General features: G+C 64.4%; 24 protein-coding genes. 2 read left to right on the top strand and 22 right to left on the bottom strand.

Going from position 1 to position 26,127, the window contains the following annotated elements:
• Window positions 1-8: 8 nt before the first annotated feature.
• Together BcanWU425_RS25845 and BcanWU425_RS25840 are read left to right on the top strand one after the other, a co-directional pair.
• Window positions 9-653, top strand: coding sequence for a ThuA domain-containing protein (locus BcanWU425_RS25845; RefSeq protein WP_085394203.1), 645 nt, complete (start codon window positions 9-11; stop codon window positions 651-653).
• Entirely contained in the window at window positions 650-1,699 is a 1,050-nt protein-coding gene (locus BcanWU425_RS25840) for a LacI family DNA-binding transcriptional regulator (RefSeq protein WP_026233645.1), read from the top strand. The genes BcanWU425_RS25845 and BcanWU425_RS25840 overlap by 4 nt, the downstream gene beginning before the upstream one ends.
• Window positions 1,700-1,722: 23 nt before the next feature.
• Here the strand turns inward: BcanWU425_RS25840 and BcanWU425_RS25835 are convergent, their stop codons facing one another.
• The 22 genes from BcanWU425_RS25835 to BcanWU425_RS25730 all read right to left on the bottom strand — a co-directional run bounded on the left by BcanWU425_RS25835 (window position 1,723) and on the right by BcanWU425_RS25730 (window position 26,125).
• Window positions 1,723-2,349 carry an FMN-dependent NADH-azoreductase gene (locus BcanWU425_RS25835; protein ID WP_204510802.1) on the bottom strand — a complete coding sequence of 209 codons (627 nt, stop codon included), beginning with the start codon at window positions 2,347-2,349 and terminating at the stop codon, window positions 1,723-1,725.
• 3 nt (window positions 2,350-2,352) lie between these two features.
• The gene (locus BcanWU425_RS25830; protein WP_204510803.1) at window positions 2,353-3,927 is read right to left on the bottom strand and encodes an isochorismatase family protein; all 1,575 of its coding nucleotides are present in this window, start codon (window positions 3,925-3,927) and stop codon (window positions 2,353-2,355) included.
• Window positions 3,928-3,945: 18 nt separating this feature from the next.
• The gene (locus BcanWU425_RS25825; RefSeq protein ID WP_007593031.1) at window positions 3,946-4,794 is read right to left on the bottom strand and encodes an MBL fold metallo-hydrolase; all 849 of its coding nucleotides are present in this window, start codon (window positions 4,792-4,794) and stop codon (window positions 3,946-3,948) included.
• A 41-nt stretch (window positions 4,795-4,835) separates the two neighbouring features.
• The gene (locus BcanWU425_RS25820) at window positions 4,836-5,720 is read right to left on the bottom strand and encodes an amidohydrolase family protein (protein WP_204510804.1); all 885 of its coding nucleotides are present in this window, start codon (window positions 5,718-5,720) and stop codon (window positions 4,836-4,838) included.
• Entirely contained in the window at window positions 5,717-6,838 is a 1,122-nt protein-coding gene (locus BcanWU425_RS25815; protein ID WP_204510805.1) for a vWA domain-containing protein, read from the bottom strand. The genes BcanWU425_RS25820 and BcanWU425_RS25815 overlap by 4 nt, the downstream gene beginning before the upstream one ends.
• Window positions 6,835-7,716 (bottom strand): AAA family ATPase, encoded by an 882-nt coding sequence (locus tag BcanWU425_RS25810; RefSeq protein ID WP_018458729.1) that lies wholly within the window; start codon window positions 7,714-7,716, stop codon window positions 6,835-6,837. Before BcanWU425_RS25810 ends, BcanWU425_RS25815 begins: the two co-directional genes overlap by 4 nt.
• 7 nt (window positions 7,717-7,723) lie before the next feature.
• The gene (locus BcanWU425_RS25805; RefSeq protein ID WP_085352430.1) at window positions 7,724-8,746 is read right to left on the bottom strand and encodes a xanthine dehydrogenase family protein molybdopterin-binding subunit; all 1,023 of its coding nucleotides are present in this window, start codon (window positions 8,744-8,746) and stop codon (window positions 7,724-7,726) included.
• A gap of 1 nt (window position 8,747) precedes the next feature.
• Window positions 8,748-10,349: a xanthine dehydrogenase family protein molybdopterin-binding subunit gene (locus tag BcanWU425_RS25800; RefSeq protein ID WP_204510806.1), complete on the bottom strand. Its 1,602-nt coding sequence runs from the start codon at window positions 10,347-10,349 to the stop codon at window positions 8,748-8,750.
• A gap of 11 nt (window positions 10,350-10,360) precedes the next feature.
• The gene (locus BcanWU425_RS25795; RefSeq protein ID WP_007593025.1) at window positions 10,361-10,837 is read right to left on the bottom strand and encodes a (2Fe-2S)-binding protein; all 477 of its coding nucleotides are present in this window, start codon (window positions 10,835-10,837) and stop codon (window positions 10,361-10,363) included.
• Window positions 10,838-10,842: 5 nt separating this feature from the next.
• Entirely contained in the window at window positions 10,843-11,661 is an 819-nt protein-coding gene (locus BcanWU425_RS25790) for an FAD binding domain-containing protein (protein ID WP_018458732.1), read from the bottom strand.
• Entirely contained in the window at window positions 11,658-12,107 is a 450-nt protein-coding gene (locus BcanWU425_RS25785; protein WP_085394730.1) for an SRPBCC family protein, read from the bottom strand. Before BcanWU425_RS25785 ends, BcanWU425_RS25790 begins: the two co-directional genes overlap by 4 nt.
• A 5-nt stretch (window positions 12,108-12,112) precedes the next feature.
• Window positions 12,113-12,550, bottom strand: coding sequence for an SRPBCC family protein (locus tag BcanWU425_RS25780; RefSeq protein ID WP_007593021.1), 438 nt, complete (start codon window positions 12,548-12,550; stop codon window positions 12,113-12,115).
• Window positions 12,551-12,559: 9 nt separating this feature from the next.
• Window positions 12,560-15,463, bottom strand: a complete 2,904-nt coding sequence (locus BcanWU425_RS25775) for a flotillin family protein (RefSeq protein ID WP_204510807.1) — start codon at window positions 15,461-15,463, stop codon at window positions 12,560-12,562.
• 25 nt (window positions 15,464-15,488) lie between these two features.
• Complete coding sequence (locus BcanWU425_RS25770) at window positions 15,489-16,322, bottom strand: phosphoenolpyruvate hydrolase family protein (protein WP_018458736.1); 834 nt, start codon at window positions 16,320-16,322, stop codon at window positions 15,489-15,491.
• Between the two features lie 3 nt (window positions 16,323-16,325).
• Window positions 16,326-18,539, bottom strand: coding sequence for an ABC transporter permease (locus tag BcanWU425_RS25765; protein ID WP_204510809.1), 2,214 nt, complete (start codon window positions 18,537-18,539; stop codon window positions 16,326-16,328).
• The gene (locus BcanWU425_RS25760) at window positions 18,532-19,314 is read right to left on the bottom strand and encodes an ABC transporter ATP-binding protein (protein ID WP_204510810.1); all 783 of its coding nucleotides are present in this window, start codon (window positions 19,312-19,314) and stop codon (window positions 18,532-18,534) included. Before BcanWU425_RS25760 ends, BcanWU425_RS25765 begins: the two co-directional genes overlap by 8 nt.
• Window positions 19,307-20,428, bottom strand: a complete 1,122-nt coding sequence (locus tag BcanWU425_RS25755) for a branched-chain amino acid ABC transporter permease (RefSeq protein WP_204510811.1) — start codon at window positions 20,426-20,428, stop codon at window positions 19,307-19,309. The genes BcanWU425_RS25760 and BcanWU425_RS25755 overlap by 8 nt, the downstream gene beginning before the upstream one ends.
• A gap of 1 nt (window position 20,429) precedes the next feature.
• Window positions 20,430-21,440 (bottom strand): branched-chain amino acid ABC transporter permease, encoded by a 1,011-nt coding sequence (locus BcanWU425_RS25750; RefSeq protein ID WP_018458740.1) that lies wholly within the window; start codon window positions 21,438-21,440, stop codon window positions 20,430-20,432.
• A 200-nt stretch (window positions 21,441-21,640) separates the two neighbouring features.
• Complete coding sequence (locus tag BcanWU425_RS25745) at window positions 21,641-22,468, bottom strand: AraC family transcriptional regulator (protein ID WP_027569321.1); 828 nt, start codon at window positions 22,466-22,468, stop codon at window positions 21,641-21,643.
• 130 nt (window positions 22,469-22,598) lie between these two features.
• Entirely contained in the window at window positions 22,599-23,849 is a 1,251-nt protein-coding gene (locus BcanWU425_RS25740; RefSeq protein WP_026233649.1) for an ABC transporter substrate-binding protein, read from the bottom strand.
• Between the two features lie 339 nt (window positions 23,850-24,188).
• On the bottom strand, window positions 24,189-25,154 hold the full coding sequence (locus BcanWU425_RS25735) for an ABC transporter ATP-binding protein (RefSeq protein WP_204510812.1): 966 nt from the start codon (window positions 25,152-25,154) through the stop codon (window positions 24,189-24,191).
• A complete protein-coding gene (locus tag BcanWU425_RS25730; protein ID WP_026233650.1) occupies window positions 25,151-26,125 on the bottom strand; it encodes an ABC transporter ATP-binding protein in 975 nt (324 codons plus the stop codon). Before BcanWU425_RS25730 ends, BcanWU425_RS25735 begins: the two co-directional genes overlap by 4 nt.
• Between the last annotated feature and the right edge of the window lie 2 nt (window positions 26,126-26,127).

Below are 26,127 nucleotides of genomic sequence, written 5' to 3'. Positions count from 1 at the left end.
GAATGACCATGCGCAAGGCATTAATTGTATGGGGCGGCTGGCCGGGACACGATCCCGATCTCTGCGCTTCGATGATCCGCGGCTGGCTGAAGGCTGAAGGCTTCGAGGTGCGGATCGAAACCACCACCGCCGCGTTCGCCGATCCCGCGATTCACGACCTGTCACTGATCATCCCGATCTACACCATGTCGAAGATCGAGAAGGCGGAAGCGCTCAATCTCTGCGCTGCGGTCCGAAGCGGCGTCGGGCTCGCCGGCCATCATGGCGGCATGGGTGACGCGTTCCGCGATTCCGTCGACTACCAGTTCCTGTGCGGCGGGCAGTGGGTTGCGCATCCCGGCAACATCATCGACTACAAGGTCGACTTGACGAAACCGGATGATCCCATCATGAAGGGCCTGAAGAGTTTCGAGCATCGTTCCGAGCAGTACTACATGCATGTCGACCCCGCCAACGAGGTGTTGGCGACGACGACCTTCACCGGCGAGCACGCCCCCTGGATCGAGGGCGTGGTGATGCCGGTGATCTGGAAGAAGCGATACGGCGCGGGCAGGGTGTTCTATTCCTCGCTCGGCCACCGCGCCTACGAGCTCGACGTACCGGAGATCCGGACGTTGATGACCCGCGGCATGCTGTGGGCGGCGCGCGAATGAATGCTGGTGCGAGCCAGCCGGTGATTCGTGCCACGCTTGAGGACGTTGCGCGCACGGCGGGTGTTTCGCTCGCCACGGTCGACCGCGTCGTCAACCGGCGCGAGGGCGTGCGCGCCAAGACCGTCGCGCGGGTCGAGGCCGCGGTGGCAAAACTCGGCTATCGAGCCGACGTCGCGGCCGCGCGGCTTGCCCGCGGGCAGACGTTCCGCTTTGCCTTTGTGCTGCCGACGGGCAGCAACAGCTTCATGACCAACCTGACCGAGCAGGTCCAGCGCACCGCAGACTGGCTCGCCGGCCAGCGCGGCTTCATTGATATCCTGCGTGTCGACGTGTTCGATCCGGACGTACTCGCCGCCGCGCTGGAAAATCTCTCGCCTGCCTATCAGGGCGTCGCCGTGATCGCGCTCGACCATCCCAGGGTGCGCGCCGCGATCGACGAACTCACTGCGCGCGGGGTCGCTGTGGTGACCCTCGTGTCGGACGCGCCGAGCTCGCGCCGGCTGCACTATGTCGGCATCGACAACCCGGCGGCAGGCCGCACCGCTGCAACGCTGATGGGACGGTTCCTCACTGGTCGCAAGGGGACGGTGGCCGTCATCGCGGGATCGTTGTCGCTGCGCGATCACACCGAACGGCAATTCGGCTTCCACCAGATCCTGTCCAGCGAATATCAGAGCCTAGTCGCGCTGCCGGTGATCGAGGGCCGCGACGACAGCGAGCGCACCCGGGAGCTCACTGCGGCACTGCTCGCGCGCCAGCCCGATCTGCGCGGCATATACTGCTGCGGCGCCGGGAACCGTGGCATCGCCGACGCGCTTGAGGCCTCGGGACGGGCGCGCGAGGTGGTCTGGATTGCCCATGAGCTGACCCAATACACGCGGCGTTTCCTGGTCCGCGGCACGCTCGATGCCATCATCAACCAGGATCCCGGCCACGAGGCACGGTCTGCGGCGCGAGTCCTGCTCGCGCATTGTTCGGGTGAGCCGATCAGCCCCGACCAGGAGCGCATCCGCATCGACATTTTTCTGCGGGACAATCTGCCGTAGCCTCGACTGACCTGCGGGGCGCATCAGAAGCTCTCGGCCATTGCGGCCAGGCGTCGATGGGCTCGTTCGCGAGCCACCTCAATGGGCTGTTGCGGTCCGGTGGTTGGTCCGATCGGAATGAAACGGACATTGCTGATGCCGACAAAACGCAAAATTTCGCGCAGGTAAGGCGCTGCCATGTCGATGCGCCCGCGATTCATTCCGGTGGCGAAATCGCTGCCACTGGCAATGATGACGATGGTCGGCCGGTCCTTCAGCAACGGGATATACCCCAGCGACGGATCGAACCGAAAGGTGAGCCCGGGCTGGACGATAATGTCGAACCATTGCTTGAGCTTATAGGGAATGCCGAAGTTCCACATTGGCGTCGAAATCAGCACCCGCTCGGCGAGCGCTAAGCGCACCGCCATCCGCTCGGCTTCCGCGAAGCTGTCCCGCTGCGCGTCGTTGAAGGCCTGCGCCTTCATCCGTGCATATTTGGCTTCGACAATGGGGCCTGAAAATTCCGGCAAGCGCTCGCGCCAGAGATCCATAACGTCCACGTCCCAGTCGGGCCGAGCTCGGCGAAAGCCGTCGAGGAAAACGCGTGCGCCGGCGCCTGACCAGGAGTCGCCGCGGGGCGAGCAAGACAGGTGCAGGAGCTTCGCCACCGCTCATCCCAGCGCTTTGATGACCGCATCGGCCTTGGTCACGACGGCGACGTTCTGCATGGCGAAATTGATCGACGCGGCGTGCCAATCGGCGTTCATGGTCGAGCAGCAATCCTCGGGAACGATCATGAAGTAGCCCTTGTCGGCACCGGTCCGCGCTGTGTGCTCAACTGACATGTTGGTCCAGGCGCCGGTGTTGATGATCATGTCGCGGCCGGTGGCTTTCAGGATCGTTTCGAGCCTCGTGCCTTCCCAGGCACTCATTCGCACCTTCTCGACCACGAAATCGCCGGGCCGTGGTTCGAGACCTGACACCGGTGCCGCCCCCCAGCTTCCGCGCACCATCGCCTTGCTGTCGACGAGACCCTCGAACAGCGGCGCATTCAGCGTCACGCCGGGCGCGCCGGGCTCGACGACGAACCAGACATGAATGATGGCGACGCCGCGCACCCGCGCCGATTCGGCCAGGCGGCGGACATTCTCGACGACGCGCTGCTGCTTCGCGTGACCTGGCGCGCCGGAATCGGCAAAGGCGCCGCCGTCCATGATGACGTCGTTCTGGAGATCCTGGATGATCATGGCGCAGCGTCGCGGGTCGAGCTGCATTTCGCCGTCGGCAAGGATGGGGGCAGCGGAAGCAGAGCCCGCGGCCGCCGTGCCGCTGCCTCGCTTGCCGCTCATATAGGGCTCGTGGCGCGGTCCGACCCTGGTGGGAATGGCATAGACCGAGTGCGTCGAAGTCAGATACAGCGTGCGGAAATCCGGCCCGCCCCAGGTAAGGTTGGCGACGAGTTCGGGCAAGCGGAGCTTGCCGAGCAGCTCGCTCCGCGGCGAATAGACCCAGACCCCGCCGGGTGCCGTAACCCAGACGTTGCCGTGCTGGTCGCACTTCATGCCGTCGGGCAAGCCGGGCTCGAGCTCGGAGCGGATACCGCTCGCGAACACACGCGCACTCGACAGCGAGCCGTCGCCGTTGACGTCGAATACACGGATGAGTGCCTGTACGGTGTCGTTGACATAGAGCAATTTCTCGTCGGGCGAGAAGCACAGCCCATTCGGCTGGTCGAACAGATTGCGATCCACGACCAGCTTCGGCTCGGCGCCGGGCACGACGCGATAGACGCCCTGGAAACCGAGCTGCCTCGGCCGCTCGACGCCATAGACCGGCATGCGGCCATACCAGGGGTCCGAGAAATAGATCGCGCCGGAGGAGTGCACGCAGACGTCGTTGGGGCTGTTGAGCTCCTGTCCCCCAAAGTGCGAGGCCAGCACCTCGCGCCGCCCGTCCGGCCGCTCGCGGATCAACGACGATGTCGCGTGCTCGCAAACGACCAAATTAAGTTCGGCGTCATAGGTCATGCCGTTGCATTTGTTCGACGGGCGTTTGACCTCGGCAATGCCGTGCCGCGAATCCCAGCGCCGGCGCACGTCGCCCGGCATGTCTGAGAACAGCAGATAATGATCGACCGGATGCCAGATCGGTCCCTCCGTGAAGTCAAAACCGGTGCCGATTTGCGCGACTGGTGCGTAGGGATCGATCAGGGTCTCGAATTCGGAGCGCAAGGTGACGTGGGTCATCGGTCGATCCTCTGGCGTCTAGGCCGGAAACCAGTTGCGCTGGGGCAGAGACTGCACGACCGGCCCAGGCACCTGGTCGTGCAGCCGGCCGACGACGTTGCCGCCTTCGATCTTGGCGGGGCGGTCGTGGACCGGCAGCAGATAGCGCGAATTGCTGAGCAGCTTTTTGATGGCGGCCTTCTCGGCCCGCTTGGTGGTGCCGTGGTTGCCAGTGGTGCGTGGCTCCCAGTCGTGGATCTCGTTGAAGGGCGTCACGATCTGATCGTTGAAATCGTAGATCACGTCGCCGCAGATGGTGGCGATGCCGTCGGCGGTTTCGACGATGATGTTCATCGAGCCCTCGGTATGCGCATTCGCAGCGTCGCAGTAGACGCCCGGCATCAGCTCGATGGGACCTGTAATCTCGAGGTCGAGAAAGCGCAGCGCACTCTTGGTGTGCAGACGGTCGATCAGATGCTTGATATCCGGCGCCGGATATTGCGGATGCATCAGGCCGGACACGGAATATTCAAGCTCCCGGCGGTTGAGGACGACGGTCGTGTTCATCGGAAACAGATCGTCCTTGCCGGCGTGGTCGATGTGCAGATGGGTGTGGCAGACGAAACGCACATCGCCCATCCGCACGCCGTGCCGCGCAAGCTGGTTCTCGATCATGTGCTCGTGATACTGCAGGCCGCGCATCCCCAGCGTTTCCATGATCTGGTTGGAACGGTAACCGGTGTCTACCACGACCGGATACTTGCCGCCGAGGATCAGGAAACCGAGGGTGAGGACGCGGCGGGTGCGGCCGCAATCGCGGCCGAGAACCAAAAAGCTCGATTCCAGCTCAATATCGCCATAGTCCAAAATCTTGATCTCCAGCGGCATTCCGTCCCTCCCTGTGTCCGTTCTCGTTGTTTCCTCGGCGCTCAGAGCCGATAGACGCGCATAGCGGTGGTCTTGAAAATGGCTTCGCGCTGATCATCGCGTAGCGGCGCCGCGGCGGCACGGAATGCATCGATCAACGCGCGATAGCTGGTCCACAATTTCTCGATCGGAAAATTCGAGCCGAACAGGCAGCGTTCGGCGCCGAAGATCGCAATCGTATCGGTCAGGACGGATGCGACATGCGCGGGGTCGTTGCGGTGGATGAAGGTTCCGAGCCCCGATAGTTTCGACACGACGTTCGGGCATGCGGCGAGGCGGGCCATCCCGGCGCGCCACGCGGCGCGGCCTGCCGGTGAAAGGTCCTCCAGCATGCCGGCGTGCTGGAGGATAAAGATCACCTTAGGGCAGGATTCCGCAAGGCGCGCAGCGTCAGGCATCTGTGGCGTGAACACCTGAAGCTCAAAGCTCCAGCCATAATCCGCAAGGCGGGCGATATTGCGCTGGATCACGGGATCGGTGCAAAGGTCCGGCCGCGCGGCAAAGCGATAAAGCGGGTTCTCGTGCCAATGCAGTTGCATGCGAACGCCGCGTACGAGGGCATAGCGCTTCAGGCGGTCGAGCTGTGGACGCACGTCGTCCACCGAAAAGTCGGCGTAAGCTACGATGGCATGCGGCCAGCCGTGCTCCTCGGCGGTCTGCTGCACCCAAGCGGCCTCGTCCTCGAAGCGGTCATTGGCCCAGTTGGTCTGGACATAGACCGAGCGGGTAACGCCGCTGCCCTCGATGTCGCCGAGATATTCCTCGATCGGGTAATCGCGCCGGATCGGCTCGTATGGACCGAAGATGCGCGGCTGCATCGGACCCACCAGCCAGGGCAGGTCGGTCTGGCGCCAGATATGATGGTGTCCATCGACGACGTCGGTCACGCAACTCTCCTTTGTCCCAGCGCCAGCACATGCGCGACGATCGACGCGCTCGAGCCACCATCGACGAGGTCGTCGACGAAGCGTTCGATCGCGACCAGCGCTTCGGTCTGCGGGCGAAAGTCGGGACCGGACGCGAGCGGCGTCAGCCAGCTCATGCGCCACGCACGGCGCGATAGTTTCGCGACCGCATCGCGCAGCGCATCGGGTTCGCCCCGTTCCAGGCCGTCGGAAACGATGATCACGGCAGCGCCCCGCGCGTATCCGCCGAAGCGGGGCACGGCGAGAAAGGCCTGAAGGGCGTCGCCGATTCGGGTGCCGCCGTCCCAGTCGCTGACCGCATGGGCCGCCGCCCTGAGCGCCTGCTCTCGGCGTTTGAGTCGCAACGGGCGGGTGATGCGGGTCAGCCGCGTGCCGAAGGTGAAGACCTCGACGTTGGGTGCCGCCTGCACCAGCGTGTGCGCGAACTTCATATTCTCTTCGGTGCGGGTCTTCATCGAGCCGGAGACGTCAATCAGAAGCAACACCTTGCGCGGGCGTTGCCGCCGCTTCAAACGTCCCAGCCGGAGGATTTCGCCATCGCTGCGAACGGAGTCGCGCAGGGTGCGGCGCAAATCCGCGTAGGGTCCGCTGCGAGCCCGCATGCGGCGATGGCCGCGCCGCTTCGGCAGGCGCCTCGGCGCCTCGCGGGACAGCCGGCGCAGCGCATCGGTGGTCGAGAGCTGCGCAAAGCGGCGCTCGACCAGGGCTCCGGCGCGCGCAGCTGCGAGACCGGACTCGTTGGCCTCGTCCGACAACAGCGGCTCGTCGTTTCCACGGGCCTCCTCTTGCAGCCGAACAGTCTCGTCGTCCTCACCGTCATTGACGCGGTCGATTGCCTCGTTCCCGCGAAAATGCAGATCGAACAGCCGGTCGAACGTTGCGCGACGCTCTGGTGGAGGGGCTAGTGTTGCGAGGGCTGCCTGCCGAATGTCCTCCAGGCTGCGGGGACCGAGCAACTGGATTGCGGCCAGGAACGACGTCGTCTGTTCCGGTGCGACGGCAAATCCGTTCGTTCGCAACAAGCCGACGAACGAGATGAATACACGCGCAGCGCGCGGCAATTCGGGTTCGGCGCTCATGCAGAGGCCTCCGCCAGCAGGGCATCGAGGCGCGGCGAAATGAAGTGCAGATCCTCCTCGTCTTTCAAGGCAACGCCGATCGAGCGCCTGAAGGCATCAGGCCACCGTGCGCCGCCCTTGTGCAGCAGCGTGGCGGCCTCGGCCCAGTCGACGGCCTCGGCGATCCCGGGCGCCTTGCTGAGTGGTTCGCGTCGCAGCTTCTCGACGGCGGCGACGACGGCCCGCGCGGTGCCCTCGGCGACGCTGGAGGCCCGCATCATCACGATGCGCGCTTCGCGTTCGGCGGAGGGATAGTCGATCCAGTGATAGACGCATCGCCTCCGCAACGCTTCATGAAGATCCCGCGTGCGGTTCGAGGTCAGGACGACAACCGGGCGCTCAGAGGCGCGAACCGTACCGCGCTCCGGAATCGAGATCTGGAAGTCGGACAGGAACTCGAGCAGGAAGGCTTCGAATTCTTGGTCGGCGCGGTCGATTTCGTCGATCAGCAGCACAGTTGAGTCAGGTGCGCGCAGCGTCGCCAGCATCGGTCGCTCGATTAAAAACGTTTCGCCGTAGATGTCGACGCTCTCATCGCCGGCCTGGCGGATTGCGAGCATCTGGCGCGGATAGTTCCATTCGTAGAGTGCGGCAGATGCGTCGATGCCTTCGTAGCATTGCAGGCGGATCAGGCGGCGGCCGAGGACCGCGGCAATGGCTTTGGCGGCCTCGGTCTTGCCGACGCCCGGCGCGCCCTCGAGCAGCAATGGCTTGCCGAGTGCCAGCCCGAGATAGGCTGCGGTCGCCAGCCCCTCGTCGGCAAGGTAATAGGCTGCCCGAAGCGCTTTCTCCAGTGCCTCTGGGCTGTCGATGCCGACGATGTTGCTGCGGACGGCCATCGAGACCTCAGCGCCGCGCCTGAGGGCGCGCGCCGCCCTCGGCCTTGATCGCGCGCAGCACCTTCTCCGGCGTAATCGGCAGATCGTCGATGCGCACGCCGACGGCGTTGAAGATGGCGTTCGCAACGGCCGGCAATACGGGATTCGCGCACATTTCGCCGGGCCCCTTGGCGCCGAAGGGGCCATCGGGAGCGGGGCGTTCCAATACGGCGATGTCGTGCGGGCAGATATCGCCAGGACCGGGCATGACATATTCGACGAAGTCGCGAGGGCCGTGGACCGGGTCGGGATAATAGGGTTCTGGCGTCTCGTAGAGCGCGTGACTGACGCCCATCCAGGCGCCGCCGACGAGCTGTTGCTCGACCAGGCGCGGGTTGAGCGCACGGCCGAGCTCATAGGCAGAATCCATGCGGATCATCGTGACCTCGCCGGTCTCGTCGTCAACCTCGACCTCGGCGACGAGACAGGCATGGGCGTAACAGGTCGCCGGCGACATCTCGCCGGTTTCCGGATCGACATTGGACAGAGGAACCAGGAAGATGCCACGACCCGCGATAGTCTTGCCCTGCTTGAACTGCGCGGCGATGGCGACGTCCTTGGTGGAGATCGAGCGGTGCGGCGCGCCCTTGACGTGGATGTTGCCACGTCCGTCGGTTTCGAGATCGGCGGCGTTGACCTCGAGTTCTTCTGCGGCCGCCTCCATCATCACGCCGCGCGCCTCGCGCGCCGCCGCCATCACTGCATTGCCGACGCGATGGGTGCCGCGCGAGGCGAACGAGCCCATGCAATGCGGGCCAGTATCGGAATCGGCGGTATCGACATAGACGTCCTCGACGGGTACGCCGAGCGTCTCTGCGCAAATCTGCCGCGTGACCGACTTCATGCCTTGGCCGAGGTCGATCGAGGACAGCGCTACGGTGAACTTGCCGCTTGGATTGGAATGAACCAGGGCTTGGCTGGGATCGCCGCCGAGGTTCATGCCGATGGGATAGTTGACCGACGCGATGCCGCGTCCGCGATGTCGCGTCATCTCAACGCCTCCTGGTGCCGAACACGGATGAGAATCGGCCCGCCCCATGCGAGGATGATGTTGGTCGCGGTGGCGACGGCGATGGCGGTGGCGGCGCGGGCGGTGGGGGCTCGCGCGGGGGTTCGCGCGACGCGGCCGTTGGCAGGCGATCATAGCTCGTGCGCTGCTGCGCCGGCGCGGTCGTCCGTGCGTGGATGTCGGCAGGCGTCCGCGGGATGGCAGCGCGGCTGCCGCCTCCGTCTTTGCGGGAGGAGGCGCGCTTGAACTCGTCGCGGATCGGCCATTTGGCTTTCTCGGCCGCGACCTGGACGCACTCGATCAGCGCCGTGTTCTTGGCCTCGCGCCGATGCGCCTTCATGTCGCCGTCGCGATAGGCATTGAGGATGCGGAACTCCATCGGATCCATGCCGACGAGGTTCGCGAGCTTGTCCATCTGGCATTCGATCGCAAAGTCCATGGCGGTGACGCCGAAGCCGCGCATCGCGGTTGCAGGCGTACGGTTGGTGAAGACGCAGTAGACGTCGCCATAGACGTTCGGGATGGTGTAGGGTCCTGGCAGATGGGCTGCGCATTTCACCGCTGCATAACTGGAGAGCCGCGTATATGCGCCGCTGTCGAAATATGCGCGGATCTTTCTCGCGACGACGCGGCCATCGCGCATCACGCCGTCCTTGATGTAGATGCGCTCGGCGCCGCGCGGCGGGCCGTATTGCATCTCTTCTTCGCGTCCGAACACGTAGCGCACGGGACGTCCCGTCAGCATCGCACCCAGGATGCATAACGGTTCGGTCAGCGTGTCGACCTTGCCGCCAAAGCCGCCGCCGACGGTGCCGCCAATGAAATGGAAGGTGTTGGAAGGGACGTCGAGGATCTTGGCGCAGGTGTCGACCGAGAAGAACAGCGCCTGCGTCGACGTATAGACGACATAGCGCCCGTTGGTGTCGGGCGCCGCGATCGACCCATTGGTTTCGGTCGGCGCGTGCTCGATTGGTGACATCTGGTAGCGTTGTTCAAGCACGTGATCGGCGGTCGCGAGTGCGGCATCGGCATCGCCGAAGCGGAGCTTTTGGTGGTCGTATGTGTCGTGATAAATGAAGGCATTCTTCGGATAGGTATCGTTGACGACGGGCGCGCCGGCCTTCAGCGCATCTTCCACGTCGAACACGGTTGGCAACGGCTCATAGTCGATCCGCACCTTTGCGATCGCCTCGAACGCCTCGCGCTCGCTGTCGGCGACGATGGCCAGGATCGGCTCACCCTTGTAGCGGACCTTGTCGACGGCCAGCGATGGTTCGTCGTCCTTGCCGAAATTGATCAGGCTCAAAAGTGTGTTGAGGTTGCGGGGCACGTCGGAGCCGCGGATGATCCGGCGCACGCCGGCTGAGCGCTCGGCGTCCGCGGTATCGATCCGCCGGATCCTTGCATGCGAATGGGTCGAGCGAACGACTTTCAGGTGCAGCATGCCCTGGAGCTTGTGGTCGTTGAAATAGCTCGAGGTGCCCGTGACATGGCCAAGCATGTCCTGGCGCTGTGTGCCCTTGCCGATCTCGTTGAGATTATCGTCGCGCTCGTCGGCGAAGATGTCCTTGCGTAGTTCCAGCATGATCTGGTCCTTCAGGCGCTCACCCTGCCGCCGGAGGCGGCGAGGATGGCGTTGATGATCGGCTCGTAGCCGGTGCAGCGGCAGATGTTGCCGGAGATCGCCTCCACGATCTCGGCGCGGCTCGGGGAGGGATTGCGGTCGAGCAGCGCCTTGGCAGCCATCAGCATGCCCGGCGTGCAATAGCCGCACTGGGCAGCAAAATTCTCGGCGAAGGCGCGCTGCAGCGGATGGAGGTTCGGTCCCTGCTTCAGGCTATCCAGCGTCTCGACAGAGCGGCCGGCGACGGTCTCGGCCAGCGTCAGACAGGAGAGATGGAGCTCGCCGTCGATCAGGACGCTACACGTGCCGCAGCCCCCCTGGCCGCAGCCGAATTTCGGCGTCATGTCGCCGATCAATTCGCGAAGCGCGACGAGCAGGTTGGTGCCGCCATCGACGAAAATGGCGACATCGCTGCCATTGTGACGAAATTGCAGGGCAGTCTTGGCCATACGATCTATTCCTGACCCAAGAGAAGACGACGCAGATGGACGCCGACGATCTCGCGGCGGTACCAGGCGCTGCCGAGCGCGTTGTCGGAGGGCGATGTTCCTTCCGCCGCTGCGGAGGCTGCGGCCGCAACGGTCGCGGCATCGAGCGAGCGACCTTCCAGAGCGCGTTCGGCCGCCCGCGCACGTATTTGCGTCGGCGCCATCGATCCCAATGCGATTCGTGCCCCGGCGACCCGCCCGCCACTGATGGGCAGATGTGCGGCGAGCGTGATGACCGAGCCGCCCTTGGGCTTGATCCGTGCGATCTTGCGGTAGCGAAAAGCCTCCGCGCTAGTCGGTCGCGTGCATGACACCGACAGCACGAGCGCGCCCGCCTGCCTTTCACGTGACTGCAAGAACTCCTCAATTGGAATGTCGCGCGATCCAAAGCCGCCTTGCAGGGCGACCGTGGCATCGAGCGCAAGCAGGGCGACGGTGAAATCGCCGTAGGGATTGGGCGCAAACAGATTGCCGCCCACGGTACCCATGTTGCGCACCGCCGGGCCGCCAATCGAGCGGGCAGGGGCGTGCAGGAAAGCGAGGTCGCGCTCGCCCAGAATCCGGGCGAAAGTTACGCCAGCACCCAGGGTGATCCGCGGACCAGATGGGTCGATGCGCGTCAAGGCTTGGTCATTGGCGCGCACGATGGTCGAGAGCGAGATATCGCCTTCGTTCAGCGCGCGCATCACCAGCGTGCCGCCACCGAGATAGCGCGCGGTGCGATCGGACGACAGCGCGGCGGCGGCCTCGCTCGAGCTCGTGAAGGTCTTCACCGTCACAGTCATGTTGACACAGCCTCCTTGAGGTACCGGCGGATCGCTTCGAATCCCGTCTGGTAGATATCTTCCGCGACCATGTGGGTGATCCGGTCCTTGTCCTCCGGCCGCGTCGAAAAGCGGGATTCCCAGTGCCAGAAGGTGCGGTCGCCGTCGGTCACGGGCAGCAGGCGGACATGAGCCACATAGTTGAACATCGGGACAGGCGTATCGAGCAGGCAATAGCTGAAGGCCTGCTCCAGATCCGACAGCGTCAGCAATTGCTCGCGCAGCTCCGAGCCGTCCTGCAGCTTGAAGCGCCTGACACAGCCGATTTTGTCTGGGGCCTGCGCACGCTCGATCGTGGAGGCTGCGACCGCCGGATGCCAGCGATCGTGCCCGTTGAAGTCGCGCAGCACGGCCCACACGGAGCCGGTCGGCGCATCCAGGATCGTGCTCTTGACGATATGCGGCACGGCGCTCAGCCTCCGAACTGGCGTTTGAGGGCGTCGAAGCCGCCCTGGAACACGCCACCCCCGATATTCGCGACGAGCTCCGCCTCCCGCTCGGGTGCGCAGTCGAACTCCGCGGTCCATTCCATGAAGGTCTGGTCGCCATCCGTGACCGGCGTTAGCCGAAGCGTCGCGACGTAGTCCTCGACTCCCATCGGGGATTCGAGGATCGAGTAGGTGCAAAACATATCGTAATCGGACAGGCCGAGCAGCTTTTCCCGGATGCGATCACCGTTGCGCAGGCGAAAATCCCTGACGCAGCCGATCTTGTCGGAGGGCTCGCCGCCCTCGATGCGGCTTTCCGCAATCGCGGGATGCCAGTTCGGCAGACCGTTGAAGTCGCGCACGCGCGCCCAGACGCGATCGTTGCGTGCGTTGACGACGGTTGAGACGTAGACCCGGGCCATGGTGCGACCTCAGCTCTTCTTCCGAGGGCTGCGCTCGGCGGGCGGCTCGCCGTCGGCTGAAGGCGAGGGCGCAGTGGCTGGCTTCTCGCCACCGCCGCCGCTCTTGCGCGCGGAGTCCTTGATGCCCTGCATGTCGCGAGCTTCCCGGATCAGGCCTGGCATCTTGGCGAGGCTGCCACCTTCGACGCCGATGTCCGCCAGAAGCGAATCGATCAGCGGCGCCTGGACGCGGTAGCGCAGCGCCGAGTCGATCACCTCGTCGGTGGCGCTACGGCCGCCATTCCCGCCATGGCCGTTGCCGTTGAGACCATCGACTTGCAGGATGCGGATGCCCTCGATCTTCTCCATCGGCTTGACGCTCTCACGGACGATGCCCTCGATGCGGTCGAGCAGCTTTCTACGGAATAGCGAGTAGCGCGCCTGGTCGGTCAGCACGTTCTCGGCCTCGTTGAGCATACGCTGCGCCTCGGCCTCGACTGCAGCGCGGATCCGTTCGGCTTCCGCGGCAATTCGCGTCTCCTCGGCCTGCTTCTCGGCGATCAGGATCTCCACGGTCTTGCGACGCTTCGCGATCTCGCTCTCGCGCGCGGTTATGACGCGCTCGGTGGCTTCAGTGGCATGCACCCGCGCTTCCTCAGCCGAGGCCTTGGCCGCGGATTCCTCCAGCGACTTGAGGTGGATAGCAATCGCCTTTTCCATCAAGACGGTCTCGACCTCCTTCTCGCGATTGATTTCGAGCTTGCGCAACTCGCGCTCGCGGCCGATGCGGGCCTCGTCGAGGCCGCGATCGGAGGCGATGCGGGAGCGCTCAACCTCTTCCCGCGCGGCAATCTCGGCTTCCTGGAGCGACTGGACGCGAGCGACTTCGAGCTGTTCGATCGAACGGCGGCGCTCGATTCGCGCCGCCTCCAGCGCATGCTCGCGCGAGACGTCGGTGGTCTCGACCTCCTTGCGCGCGACAATCTCGGCCTGCCTGACCTGGCGGTCGGCGTCGATGCGCTCGGACTTCTTGGTCGAGAGCGCGATGACGCGGTCCTCATCCGCGATCTCGATCGCCTTCTTGTGCTCGATATTGAGGACTTCGCGCTTCTTGGAGGACGTGATCCGCTCGGCCTCGAGCGCGAGATCGACGCCGATGCGCTGGCGTTCGATGGTGTCGCGCCGGTTCAACTCGGCGGCCTCGATCACGGCAGTACGCTCGATCTCGAGCGCGCGCGTGTCACGCTCGGCCTGGATACGCTCGGCTGCAACGGACTTCTCCTGCGCGATCCGGGCGGCTTCGATGGCTTCGCGTGAGGCAATGTCGGCTTCCTCGATAGCCCGGTTGCGGGCGATTTCCAGCGACCGCACGCGCTCTTGCTGGGTGATGCGGGCAGCTTCGGTGGCTTCGCGCGCCGCGACCTCTGCGACTTCCAGCGTCTGATTTCGCTCGATTTCCAACTGCCGGGTATTCTGCTCGACCGCGATGCGCTCGACGGCGAGCCTGTGCTCCCGGTCGATGCGCGCCGCCTCGACCGCGCGCTGCGCCTCAATCTCGGCTTCCTGGATGTTACGCACCTGCTGGATCTCCAGCGCACGGGTGCGCTCATCGGATGCGATGCGCTCGACATTGACAATCATGGTCTGGGCGATGCGGGCCTTTTCGGTCGTCTCGCGGGCAGCAATCTCGGCTTCGTCCACGGCGCGGGTCCGGTCGATCTCGCGGCGCCGGGTCTCCTCTTCGTTAGCGATGCGGGCGTCGGTCACGACGCGGTCCTGCTGGATACGCGCTTTCTCGATCGCTTCGCGGGCGGTGATCTCGGCTTCCTCGACGGTCCGCATCCGCTCGATTTCGCGCTGGCGCACCTCGCGCTCGGAAGCGATGCGGCTGGTATCGATCGAGCGCTGGTTGGCGATCCGGGCTTTTTCGATTTCCTCCCGTGCGAGCAGTTCCTTCTCCTCGATGGTGCGGGTGCGCTCGATCTCCCGCTGGCGGGTCTCACGCTCCGAGGCGATACGGGCTTCGGCGATCGCCTGGTCGTTGGCGATTCGCGCCTTCTCGATGGTTTCACGGGCGGAAATCTGCGCCTGCTCAGCTTCGGTCTCGCGCAGGGCCCGTTCGCGTGCGACCTCGGTGCGTTGCAGGGCGCGGCGCATCTCGATGTCACGCTCCTGTTCGAGGCGCGCCGTCTCGCTTTCGCGTTCGATCTCGAGAGCCTGCCGCTCGGCCTCCAGGTTGCGGGAGCGGATCTTGATCATCGAATCCTGCTCGATGTCGTTGCGCAGTTTGCGCTTGGCCTCGATGTCCTCCATCAGGCGGGTCAGACCTTCGGCGTCGAAGCGGTTCGAGGGGTTGAAGAATTCGAGATCGGTCTGGTCGAGATCGGTGATCGCGACTGATTCCAGCTCGAGCCCGTTCTGGGCGAGGGCCTCTGCGGCGTTCGCCTTGAGGCGGGCGACGTACTCACCGCGCTGCTCGTGCATTTGCTCGAGGGTCATCTCCGAGGCAACGGAACGAATGGCCGAGATGAATTTGCCGGCGAGGAGGGCGTGGAGCTGTTCGGGCTCCATGGTGCGGCGGCCGAGTGTGGCGGCCGCGATAGACACGGCTTCGCGGGTCGCCTGCACGCGGACATAGAAATCGGCCTCGATGTCGACGCGCATGCGGTCACGGGTGATCACGGCGTCCTGGCGGGAGCGCACGATGCCCATCGGCTGCACGTTCATGTTGACGGGCGTGTAGTCGTGGATGAACGGCAGCACGAAGGCGCCGCCGTTGATCACAACGCGCTCGCCGAGCAGGCCGGTCCGGACGAATGAGGTCTCCTTGGACGAGCGGTGATAGAGCCAGTTCACGATGTAGACGCCGACCACGATCACCACGACGGCGACGATCAGCCAGAGGATCAATTCACCGACCAGAGTCCCTGACATGTTTCTCTCCCTCGACCTTTCGGCGTTATCGCGCGCCGATCGCCTTGAATTTGCGAACCTGATCCGTCAGCGCCCGCTCGACCGGCAGCCGTTCCATTGAGGAGGCGCCGTAGAAGCCGTGGCAGTTGCGTGTGTTCCTCATGATGAAATCGGCATCGTCCGGATCGGAGATTGGTCCGCCGTGAGCGAGCACCAGAATGTCCGGATTGACGCCGAGCGCGGCGGAGGCCCAGGTATCGATGTGCGCTGGGCAATCCGTCAGCTTGAGTGCGGTCTGCGCGCCGATGCTGCCCCCGGTCGTCAGGCCCAGATGACAGACGATGATATCCGCGCCTGCGATCGCCATCGCGGCAGCTTCCTTCTCGCTAAAGACGTAGGGCGTCGTCAGCAGGTCCTTCTCGCGCGCCTTTGCGATCATGTCGATCTCGAGGGCATAGGACATACCGGTCTCTTCGAGATTGGCGCGGAACACGCCGTCGATAAGGCCGACGGTCGGAAAGTTTTGTACGCCAGCGAATCCGAGCGCTTTCAATTGGTCCAGGAAAAGATCCATGTCGCGGAACGGATCCGTGCCATTGACGCCGGCGAGCACTGGCGTCCTGGTCACCACGGGCAGCACTTCGCCGGCCATCTCCAGCACGATGGCGTTGGCGTCGCCGTAAGCCATCAATCCCGCGAGCGAGCCTCGGCCGGCCATGCGGTAGCGGCCGGAATTGTAGACGACGATGAGGTCGACACCGCCGGCCTCCTCGCACTTGGCCGACAGGCCGGTGCCGGCGCCGCCGCCGACGATGGGCTCGCCGCGCCTTGCCATCTCGCGGAAGCGATTCAACAGTGCAGCGCGTTCAAACCGGGCCATCGGTCACCTCGCTAGTCTCCGGCGCGCCCCAATGCGGCCGAACAATGTTCGGAACGCGCTGACGATGGTGGAGGCGAACTCGGGGTCATTGATATTCTTGGGAATGCGGATGAGCTGACGGTTGGCGGTCTGCCGCACGTTGCGCTCCAGCGTGCGGAACAGCGCCGCATCGGCGTCCGGATCCCAGAATGGCTGTCCTCGCGCGTCGAGCGCGGAGACACCGCCCTCAGGCAGGAAGAAGCGCACCGGGCCGTCCATCCGGTTGAGCCGGTCGGCGATCCAGTGCCCCATGCGCTCGTTCTCCTCTGCAGTGGTGCGCATCAGCGTGACCTGCGGGTTGTGGACGTGGAATTTCCTGCCGCGGTAGCGCTGCGGGATGGTCTCGGGGGCGCCGAAATTCACCATGTCCAGAGCGCCCACCGAGCCGACATAAGGCACCCGGCTGCGGATGATGGCGCCAAAGCGGTCGTCGATGGCCGGGAACACGCCGCCCATCAGGAGATCGCCGACCTCCGTAGTCGTGAGGTCGATGACGCCTGCGAGCTGTCCGGAATCGACGAGCTTCTCCATTGAGCGTCCTCCGACGCCGGTGGCGTGGAAGACCAGGCACTCGAAATCCTCGCGCAAGTCGGCCGCGATCTTCTGCCCCGCCGGCGTGGTGACACCAAACATGGTGATGCCGACCGACGGCAATCCGCTGTCGCCGCGATCCTTCCGCGCATGCTGATCAAGGCGCGCTTTGACCATGCCGGCCAGCGCGTTGGCGCCGTTGGCCAGCACGGCGCGCGAGATCGAGTTGAGGCCCTGAACGTCGGTAACCGAATGCATCATGGTGATGTCCGCGGGGCCGACATAGGGCCCGACGTCGCCAGAGGCGACGGACGAGACGATGAGCTTCGGCACCCCGACAGGAAGCATCCGCATACCGGGCGCGACCAGCGACGCTGCGCCCGAGCCACCGGCAGAAATCACGCCGGCAACATTGTTCTGGCGTCGCAACCAGCTGGCGAAGGCCTCGGCCATCGCGGCGACGGCGGCGCCGCGGTCGGGTCCGAATACCGCCGATCCGCCGCGACCATGGTTCAAGGCAATCTCCTGGGCGGAGACGTCGCTGGCCGCGTGCCTGCCGCTGGTGGAGACATCGACCAATCGGGTTCGCAGGCCGGTCCCGGCGATGATGTCGCGGATGAAGCGGAGCTCCGTGCCCTTGGTGTCGAGCGTACCGACGACGAGGACGACCGGAGGGCCCTGCGTTTGTGCGGCGACCGGTTCGCGCCGTCGCCGTGCCGTCTCGTCGAGTCGCATCACCTGTGTCGAGAACATGCGGGCCGCAGCCTCGATGCGGGCGATCGGCACAGGTTGCGACCACCGTGTCGGCGGCGTCGGGTTTGACATGTAGATGCGGATCGCGCCGCCTGGACGCGTCTGCTGCGGAGGAGGCTTCGCTTCCGTATCCGCCGGTGGCACGTCGAGGTCGAGCTCGAGTCCGGCGTGCATTCCGACACCGAGCAGGCGCTGCTGCAGTTCGCGATCGGCGGCAAGCCGCACCGAATCGATGATGCGGTTGACGCGGCCGTTGACCATGATCGCGACATTGCGCGACACGGCGGTCGCCACGCCGATATTCTGCTCGATCACGAGCACGGACATGTCGCCGTCCTCGCCAAGTCGTAGCAGCATCTCCTCGACCTGGGCCACGATGACGGGCGCGAGCCCCTCAGTGGGCTCGTCCATGATCAGGAGCCGCGGGTTGGTGAGCAACGCGCGCGAGATCGCAAGCATCTGTTGCTCGCCGCCGGAGAGCTGGCCGCCGCCGTGATCCTTGCGCTCGGCCAACCGCGGAAACGTCTTGTAGATGCGCTCGACCGTCCAGGCGCCGCGGCGCAAGCCGGCGGCAAGCCGCAGATGCTCATCGACGCTGAGTGAACGCCACAGCCGCCGTCCCTGCGGAACGTAGCCGACGCCGAGTCGGGCTATGTAGGCAGGCGGCTGTCGGGTGATCTCATCCCCGCGGATGCGGATCGAGCCGCCGCTGACCGGCACCAGCCCCATGATGGCCTTGCATAGCGTGGTCTTGCCCATGCCGTTGCGGCCAACGACCGAGAACACGCCGGCCTCGAGCGTCAGATCCACGCCCTGCAGCGCATGCGAATGGCCGTAATAGACGTCCAGGCCGCGGACTTCGAGCGCGGCGGCGGTACGGCGGACCTCATTCATGGCCGCCTCCGAGGTAAAGCTCCTGCACTTCGGGATCGGACTCGATCTCTTGCGGACGGCCTTCCTTGAAGATCCGCCCGTTGTGCATCATCGTGACGCTCTCGACGACGCGCAGGGCGACGTCCATGTCGTGCTCGATGATGATGTAGCCGATATGCGCGGGCAGGGAGGTCAATATCTCGATCAGCTCGGCACGCTCGGTCGGCGACAGCCCCGCGGCGGGTTCATCGAACAGGACGAATCGCGGCGCGCCGGCAAGCGCAAGTGCGATCTCGAGCTGGCGCTGCTGGCCATGCGCGAGCTCGGCAACGCGCTGATCCTTCACGCCCGAGAGATGGACGGCCTGCACGAGATTTTCGGCCGCGTGCATCAACGCATCGTTCTGACCGGGGCGGAGAAACGAGAAGCGTCCCCGTGAGACGCCACGGCAGGCGAGGTAGACATTGTCCTGGACGGTAAGGCCCGGAAACAGCGCGGAGATCTGGTAAGTCCGGCGCAGGCCACGGCGGATGCGCTCATAGGGCGGGAAGTGCGTGACGTCCTCGCCGAAGAAGCGGATGGTGCCGGAAGAAGGTGGGAAGTCGCCGGTGATGCAGTTGAACAGCGTAGTCTTGCCGGCGCCGTTAGAGCCAAGCACGGCGCGCCGTTCGCCGGGGCGGACGGTAATGGTGATGTCGGTGAGTGCCGCCAGCGCGCCGAACAGACGTGTCACGCCGCGCAGCTCCAGCGCCGCGCGGGCGCCCACGACAGAGAGGCGTTGCGCGACGCTATCCATGGTGGGATCCTTGGCTGGATCCTTGGTCAGATTCTCGGCCACGTCGTCCGCTTGAACTTGCCGCGCCGGAGCGTTGGCGGCGCCGCCAGCTCTGCCAGAGTCCGATGACGCCGTCCGAGGACCAGAACACGATAGCGAGGAAGCCGAGGCCGATCAGGAGCCGAAAGCGGTTGCCGTCGAGCCCCAGCTTGACCAGGAAGTCGAGTGCGAAGGTCCGCAGCAGTACGAAGATCAGCGCGCCCATAAAGGGTCCGATGGGACGCGTGATGCCGCCGACGACTGCGATGATGAGGATATCGATGCAGGCCCCAACGCTCACGGATCCCGGCGAAATCTGCCGGTAATTCCAGACCTGGAGTACCCCTGCCAGCGCCGCGACGAAGGACGCGAAGACGTAGGCCGCGACGCGATGCGCATTGACGTTGAAGCCGAGTGCCGCCATGCGGCGGGGATTGTCGCGGACACCTTGCAACGCGAGGCCGAACGGTGCGCGGGAGATGTAGTCGACGGCGAAGTAGCACAGCGCGGCTACTGCGAGGACGATATAGTAGAATGGAATGTCGGCGCGCCAGTTGACGCCCCAGAAATGCGGTGTGGCAACGGTATTGATGCCGGTATGACCGTTGAAGATCGCCCAGTTCTGGTTAGTGAAATAATAGAACGCCGCGCCGATCGCGAGCGTGATCATGATGGTGTAGATGCCCTCGGTGCGCACCGCCAGCGCGCCGCCGAGCGTGCCGAATATGGTCGCGAGCGCGAGCGCCATTGGGACCGCAAGCCACCACGGCCAGCCCAGGCTGATATTGGCGTTGCCGCTGACGCCAAACACCGCGACCATATAGGCGGAGAAACCCGCGATGGTGAGCTGCATCAGGCTGACCATGCCGCCATAGCCGGCAAGAAACATCAGACTCAGCGCCATGGTTCCGAGGATCAGCGTGGTCGCAAAGATCTCGATCAGGAAGAAGCCGTTGGCGATCAGGGGCATGATTAGGAGAATGGCCGCGACGGCCCAGGCCGCCGGATTGTCGATCTCCGGCCATCCGCGCAATTTCGAGCGCTGCACCGCAGTGGCGGGACGAACCGGGACGCGGGCGTCGTGGGCGAGGGACATGTCAGCGCCTCGTCAACAGGCCCTGCGGCCGAATTGCCAGCACCAAAACCATGATCAGGAAGGTCACGACGATGGCGTAGGTCGGGATGTAGACCGAGCCGAGCTGTTCGGCGAGGCCGATGATGAGCGCGCCCAGCGCAGCCCCTGGGATCGAGCCCATGCCACCGACGATCACAACGACGAGGGAGGCGAGCAGGAAGCGGATATCCTCGCCGGGTGAGAGCGACTGGAACGTTCCGCCGACAACGCCCGCAACGCCAGCGAGGCCGGCGCCGAGCGCAAACACCACCACGAAAACGAGTTGGATCCGTACTCCGGTCGCAGCCAGGATGTCGCGATCGTCGACCCCGGCGCGGATGATCATGCCGATGCGCGTGCGGTTGAGCGCCAGCCACATCGCCACGCCGATCACGACGGAGGCGACGAAGATCACGAGTCGGACCAGGGGATAGCGGAGATAGACCGGCTCACCTGAGGACTTGACCGCAGTGACCAGCGGCAGCTCCACAGGTCCGATCAGCCAGTTCGGGGTCTGGATCTGATAGAAATCGCCACCGCATGCCCACAGCATCAAATCGGCGAACACGATCGAGAGTCCGATCGTCACCATGGTCTGGCGCAGGTCCTGGCCTTCCATGCGGCGGAAGACGAGGACCTGGAGCAGGACGCCGACCAGTGCCGTCAGGATGAAAGCGACGATGAAGCTGAGGACCCATGAACCGGTCGCGACGCTGATGGCGTAGCCGACATAGCCGCCGAACAAATAGAGCGAGCCGTGCGCGAGGTTGACGTTACGCATTAAGCCGAAGATCAGCGTAAAGCCGCTGGCGACGAGGAAATAGAGACCGCCGAGCGTGATGCCGTTGAAGAGCGCGTTGAGGAAGACCCGCTTGCGGCCGAACGCATCTTCGACGCTCTGCGGCCACACTGCGAAAATTAGCCAGAGTGCTACCGCGATTGCGATGATGACAATCAGTGCCCAGGCGGGATGGCGTTCGACAAAGCGGGTCATGATCGCCGCTCCGTCTTCGCGTCACCCCATCTCTCACCCCGCAAGCGGGGCGGAGGGGCACGCAGACCGTCGCCGGCCGCAAGCCCTGCCATGAACGTGCGCTCCCTATCGCGCGCGATCCTCGTTTCGGGATCGCGTTTGTCGCATCCTAATGCGACTGTAACGGAGGCGCTTGATCGTGAGTATCTTTTCGCGTGACCTCAGGCGCGCAAAACCTTGGCCGCGCGGCGATAATCGGTCGGCGCCATGCCGACATTGGCAGCGAAGAAGCGGGTGAATCCGCTCTGCGACGAGAAGCCGAGATCGAAGCCGATATCGGCGATCGGCGCTTCGCTCGCCACCAGCGCCTCCAGCGCCTGCTCCATCATCAGCGTGTTGAGATAGAGGTGTGGCGTGACGCCGGTCTGGGTGCGGAAGAGCCGGTAGAAATGCGGCCGGGAAAGGCCAGATTCGCGCGCGATGGTATCGAGCTCGATCTCGGCGCCAGGACTCTCCGACATCATCTTGATGCACTTGCGCACACGAAAATCCGTGACGGAACCGTTTGCGCGCGGATCGCGCGCGGTCGCCGCCTGTTGCCAGCTTTCGTCATAACAGATGTCGATCAGGCTTCTCAGCTCGCCATCGAGGCTGTTGAGCGAGGGAGCGCCGCACACGAGGGCGGCTGCGTGCCTGATGTGCTTGTCCAGCGCAACGGACCGCGTGAACTGGGTGCGGCCGAAGCGCAGGCGGTCGGCGCCGGGCGCGTCGGGCGCAAACCACTCCGCATTGACGTAGAGCACGAAGAAAACGGCGCCGCCTTCGAGATCGGACGGCAGGAAATTATGCGGCTCCCACGGATTGACCGCGACGACGGAACCTTCGGTGAGCTCGTAACGTCCGTCACTGACATCGATGCATGCGGAACGCCCGCCGACATGGAAGATCAAATGACCTTCGCGATGTGCGTGGATGTTGAAAGGGCGGTTCAACTGATAGACCGTCGCCCGACCAAAGCGGCCGTGGAAGACGGCGAGCGCCCGGCTCATGCCTCTCCTCCCAAAAGCTCTTGGTATTTTTTGGTAGCGTTCAACAACCGAGGAGAGAATGCAAGGGCGCACGTGTCGCGCTTCTGGCAAATCTCTCCCCGGCCGGTCATCGCTCGCGAATGAGACTAGGTCAGTATTTCTTACATTCCGGTACTGTGCGGCTCGGCAAACCGATTTTGGCGAACACCGCGGGATCGTAGCCCAGCGTTTGGTTGACGTCCGGGATCACCTTCACGACCTTTGAGAACAGCGCGCCCTTGCCGTCGTCGACGACCTCGGTGACAAAGTTGGTGCCGATCGCCTGGCGGTTGGAGTCCAGCTTGATCTTGCCGTTGGGTGCGTCGATCTCGATCTTGGCAAGGGCCTCCTTGTACTTGGCCTGATTGTTGGAGAGATCGCCATTGACCTGGCGGAGCGCCTGGATCAGCGCCATGGTCGAGCCGTAATAGTTGGTGGCGAGCAGCGATGGGCTCGGGAAGCGCTTGTTGGGCGGGAAGGCGTCCTGATAGTCCTTCACGAACTTCTGCCAACTTGGGTTCTCCCAAGTGTCGGCCTGGCCGCTCGCGGCCAGCGTGCCGATCAGGGCATTCTTGGCGTTTCCCTTGGACGACAGGATGGTCTGGTCGATCATGATCGAGCCGCCCATCAGATGCGCCTTGCCGCCGGCCTGCTGGTACTGATTCAGGAAGTTGACGGCGTCGGCGCCGCCGAGGCCGAGATAGATTGCGTCGACGTCGTCGGGCAGTGCGGCGATGACCGAGGCAAAGTCCTTGGTGCCGAGCGGCACCCATTGCCGGTTGGTGACCTGTCCGCCGGCACCGCAGAACTCGAGCACGAGGCCGAACACCTGCGTATAGATGAAGGAGTAGTCTTCGCCGACGGTCGCGATCTTGCGATACTTCTTTTCGTCATAAGCATATTTGCCGAGGCCCACCTGCCACTGCGCACCGTCCATGTTGTAGCGGAAAAAGTTCGGAGCCGGATCGACATAGGTCGTTTCCTGGGCCCCGGAGGCGGCGTTGATGAAGGTCAGTTCGGGATGGGTCTTTGCAAAATTTTTGACCGCGATGCCTTCGTCACCAGAGAGCGGCGACAGCAGGATCTGTACCTTGTCCTGCTCGATCAGCTTGCGCACGGCTCGTACGGCGGAGTCCGGCGTCGCGTCGGTCGAGGCGATGACAAATTCGAGTTCCTTGTCGCCGACCTTCTTGCCGAGGACGTTGAGGGCCGTCTGGAAGCCGCGGATGCCGTCCTCGCCGAGTACGGTGTAGGTGCCTTCGAGCGTCGCGGTGACGCCGACCTTGATCTTCTCCTGTGCGAAGGCGGTGCCCGAAAGTAACAGGCTGCTCAACGCGATCAGTCCTAGACTGCCTTTCAACATTGCTCTCCTCCCTGGGCGTTCTTGTCACTGTTTTTCACCGCGCCTTGACGCGCCCGCCGCGCGGTGCGGCGTTCGGACAAGGCTAACGGTTCTTGAAACGGAGGCTAACCGAACTCCGATGCAGCGCACGTGCTGGAGCCGTGCGCGGCTTAACGGGCAGTCTCATTTTGAATGTTGCGTCGCGATTAACATCGCGGTGCAACAGGCGTCAGGCTTCCCGATTTGCACCCGCCAGCCGCATGGCGGCCGCGGACTGCCGCCGCTTGAATTGGATCGCTCGAATAGAGGAGAAATCAATCGTAGGCGTTGCGTCATTTCGCGGCGCGCGGCACTCGCTGGTTATACGTTGTGGCAGGCGATCGTCCGACCGTCCGCACCGACAGATCGAAGTTGTGGCACATCGACGAGACAGCGATCGCTGGCCATAGGGCAGCGGGGCGCATATGCACAGCCGTGCGGTCGCGTGAAGAGGCTTGGCGGTTCACCCATTTCGATCGCGCCCTGGATCCGTTTCGATGGATCGGGCTTCGGAATTGCCGCCACCAACGCGCGCGTATAGGGATGGAGCGGATGATCCAGGACCGTCCGCGTCCCGGCCTGCTCCACGATGCGGCCCATATACATGACAGCAACGCGGCTGCTGATCTGCCCGATCACGCCAAGGTCGTGCGAGATGAAGAGCATCGACAGTCTCAATTGGTCACGCAGATCCATCATCAGATTGAGCACTTGGGCCTGCACGGACACGTCGAGGGCCGAGACCGGCTCGTCGGCGACGATGATGCACGGCGTGGGAAGAATGGCGCGTGCGATTCCGACCCGTTGCCGTTGCCCGCCACTCAGTTCGTAGGGGTAGCGAGCGGCGAAAGACGGGTTCAACCCGACGGCCGTCAAGGTGGCAGCTATGGCCGCGCTGCGCTCGGCGCGGTTCTTGAAGAAGCCGCTGATGTCGGCCGCCTCCGCCACCGAATCTCCAATTGCGCGCCGCGGGTTGAGCGATGCATTGGGGTCCTGGAAAACCATCCGGACGCTCAGACGCGTCTCGCGGAGGCCGGAGCCGCGGGCTCCGATCATTTCGGTTCCCTTCAAATTGAAGTTGCCGCTGTCGGGCTGGACCAGCCCGACGAGGGCTCGGCCCAGCGTGGTCTTGCCGCAGCCGGACTCGCCCACGATCCCGAGGACCTCGCCTTCGGCCAGCGACAGCGATACACCATCCACCGCCTGCACCCGGTATTTCCGACCGGCCCGCCTGGCACTGAACGAGACCATCATGTCCCGGACCTCGAGGATTACATTGCCGCTCATGGCAGCTCTCCGCCGGCCAGCGGAAACGCGCAGAGCACCTCGTGCCCTTGGGAAGCCTCCAGGCGGGGCGGGGTCGCCACGCGGCACTCATCGCGCACCGCTGCGCAACGCAAGGCAAACACGCAGCCAGCGGCGACCGAACCTGGCAGCGGCGGCTGACCAGAAATGGTCGGCAGCCGGCGCGCGCCGGAATTTCGCGACGGCATGCAATCCATCAGTCCGCGGGTGTAATGATGACGGGGTGCGCCGAACAGCGCATCGACTGAAGCGGTTTCCACGATCTGGCCGGCGTACATGACAGCGACACGATCGGCGAGCTGCGCAATGACTCCCATGTCGTGAGTGATGAACAATATCGCCATATCGAGCCGATTGCAGAGCTCGCGCAAGAGCCCGAGAATCTGAACCTGTATGGTGACATCCAGCGCAGTGGTCGGTTCGTCGGCGACCAGCACCTGTGGCCTGCAGGCCAGCGCAATCGCGATCATGACCCGCTGGCGTTGGCCTCCGGACAACTGATGGGGATACGCGGACAGCTGCATTTTGGGGTCGGGCATACGTACCAGTTCGAGCAGTTCGCGCGCACGGACCAGCGCCGCTGCGCCCGAAATTCCCTCATGCACGCGTACGGCTTCGGCGATCTGATCGCCGATCCGACGAACAGGGTTCAGTGAGGTCATCGGCTCCTGAAAGATCATTGCCATGCGGCCGTGGCCCGCTTCGACACGTTGCCAGGGCTGCAGCTGCGTTACGTCGCAGCCCTCCAACAGGACGCGCCCGGCCCGGACTCGGGGACCGGGCTGCGGCAGCAATCCCATGACCGCAAGCGAGGTCATGCTCTTTCCGCAGCCGGACTCGCCGACGAGGCCGAGGATCTCGCCCTTGGCCAAGCCGAAGGACACGCCCGCGACGATGTCGACCGGCGCGGTTTCCGGCCCCACTGACACCGTAAGGTCGCAAACTGTCAGCACGG

Source organism: Bradyrhizobium sp. WU425 (assembly GCF_021052305.1).
Classification (GTDB): domain Bacteria; phylum Pseudomonadota; class Alphaproteobacteria; order Rhizobiales; family Xanthobacteraceae; genus Bradyrhizobium; species Bradyrhizobium canariense_D.
Note: the sequence above shows the minus strand (reverse complement) of the source record. Positions and strands in the feature narration are given on the sequence as shown.

Bases quoted from the DNA above. Each gene is read 5' to 3' on its own strand.
- BcanWU425_RS25845 (WP_085394203.1), top strand. From the start codon at position 9: ATGCGCAAGGCATTAATTGTATGGGGCGGCTGGCCGGGACACGATCCC.
- BcanWU425_RS25840 (WP_026233645.1), top strand. From the start codon at position 650: ATGAATGCTGGTGCGAGCCAGCCGGTGATTCGTGCCACGCTTGAGGAC.
- BcanWU425_RS25830 (WP_204510803.1), bottom strand. From the start codon at position 3,927: ATGACCCACGTCACCTTGCGCTCCGAATTCGAGACCCTGATCGATCCC.
- BcanWU425_RS25825 (WP_007593031.1), bottom strand. From the start codon at position 4,794: ATGCCGCTGGAGATCAAGATTTTGGACTATGGCGATATTGAGCTGGAA.
- BcanWU425_RS25815 (WP_204510805.1), bottom strand. From the start codon at position 6,838: ATGAGCGCCGAACCCGAATTGCCGCGCGCTGCGCGTGTATTCATCTCG.
- BcanWU425_RS25810 (WP_018458729.1), bottom strand. From the start codon at position 7,716: ATGGCCGTCCGCAGCAACATCGTCGGCATCGACAGCCCAGAGGCACTG.
- BcanWU425_RS25805 (WP_085352430.1), bottom strand. From the start codon at position 8,746: ATGACGCGACATCGCGGACGCGGCATCGCGTCGGTCAACTATCCCATC.
- BcanWU425_RS25800 (WP_204510806.1), bottom strand. From the start codon at position 10,349: ATGCTGGAACTACGCAAGGACATCTTCGCCGACGAGCGCGACGATAAT.
- BcanWU425_RS25795 (WP_007593025.1), bottom strand. From the start codon at position 10,837: ATGGCCAAGACTGCCCTGCAATTTCGTCACAATGGCAGCGATGTCGCC.
- BcanWU425_RS25790 (WP_018458732.1), bottom strand. From the start codon at position 11,661: ATGACTGTGACGGTGAAGACCTTCACGAGCTCGAGCGAGGCCGCCGCC.
- BcanWU425_RS25780 (WP_007593021.1), bottom strand. From the start codon at position 12,550: ATGGCCCGGGTCTACGTCTCAACCGTCGTCAACGCACGCAACGATCGC.
- BcanWU425_RS25775 (WP_204510807.1), bottom strand. From the start codon at position 15,463: ATGTCAGGGACTCTGGTCGGTGAATTGATCCTCTGGCTGATCGTCGCC.
- BcanWU425_RS25770 (WP_018458736.1), bottom strand. From the start codon at position 16,322: ATGGCCCGGTTTGAACGCGCTGCACTGTTGAATCGCTTCCGCGAGATG.
- BcanWU425_RS25765 (WP_204510809.1), bottom strand. From the start codon at position 18,539: ATGAATGAGGTCCGCCGTACCGCCGCCGCGCTCGAAGTCCGCGGCCTG.
- BcanWU425_RS25760 (WP_204510810.1), bottom strand. From the start codon at position 19,314: ATGGATAGCGTCGCGCAACGCCTCTCTGTCGTGGGCGCCCGCGCGGCG.
- BcanWU425_RS25755 (WP_204510811.1), bottom strand. From the start codon at position 20,428: ATGTCCCTCGCCCACGACGCCCGCGTCCCGGTTCGTCCCGCCACTGCG.
- BcanWU425_RS25750 (WP_018458740.1), bottom strand. From the start codon at position 21,440: ATGACCCGCTTTGTCGAACGCCATCCCGCCTGGGCACTGATTGTCATC.
- BcanWU425_RS25745 (WP_027569321.1), bottom strand. From the start codon at position 22,468: ATGAGCCGGGCGCTCGCCGTCTTCCACGGCCGCTTTGGTCGGGCGACG.
- BcanWU425_RS25740 (WP_026233649.1), bottom strand. From the start codon at position 23,849: ATGTTGAAAGGCAGTCTAGGACTGATCGCGTTGAGCAGCCTGTTACTT.
- BcanWU425_RS25735 (WP_204510812.1), bottom strand. From the start codon at position 25,154: ATGAGCGGCAATGTAATCCTCGAGGTCCGGGACATGATGGTCTCGTTC.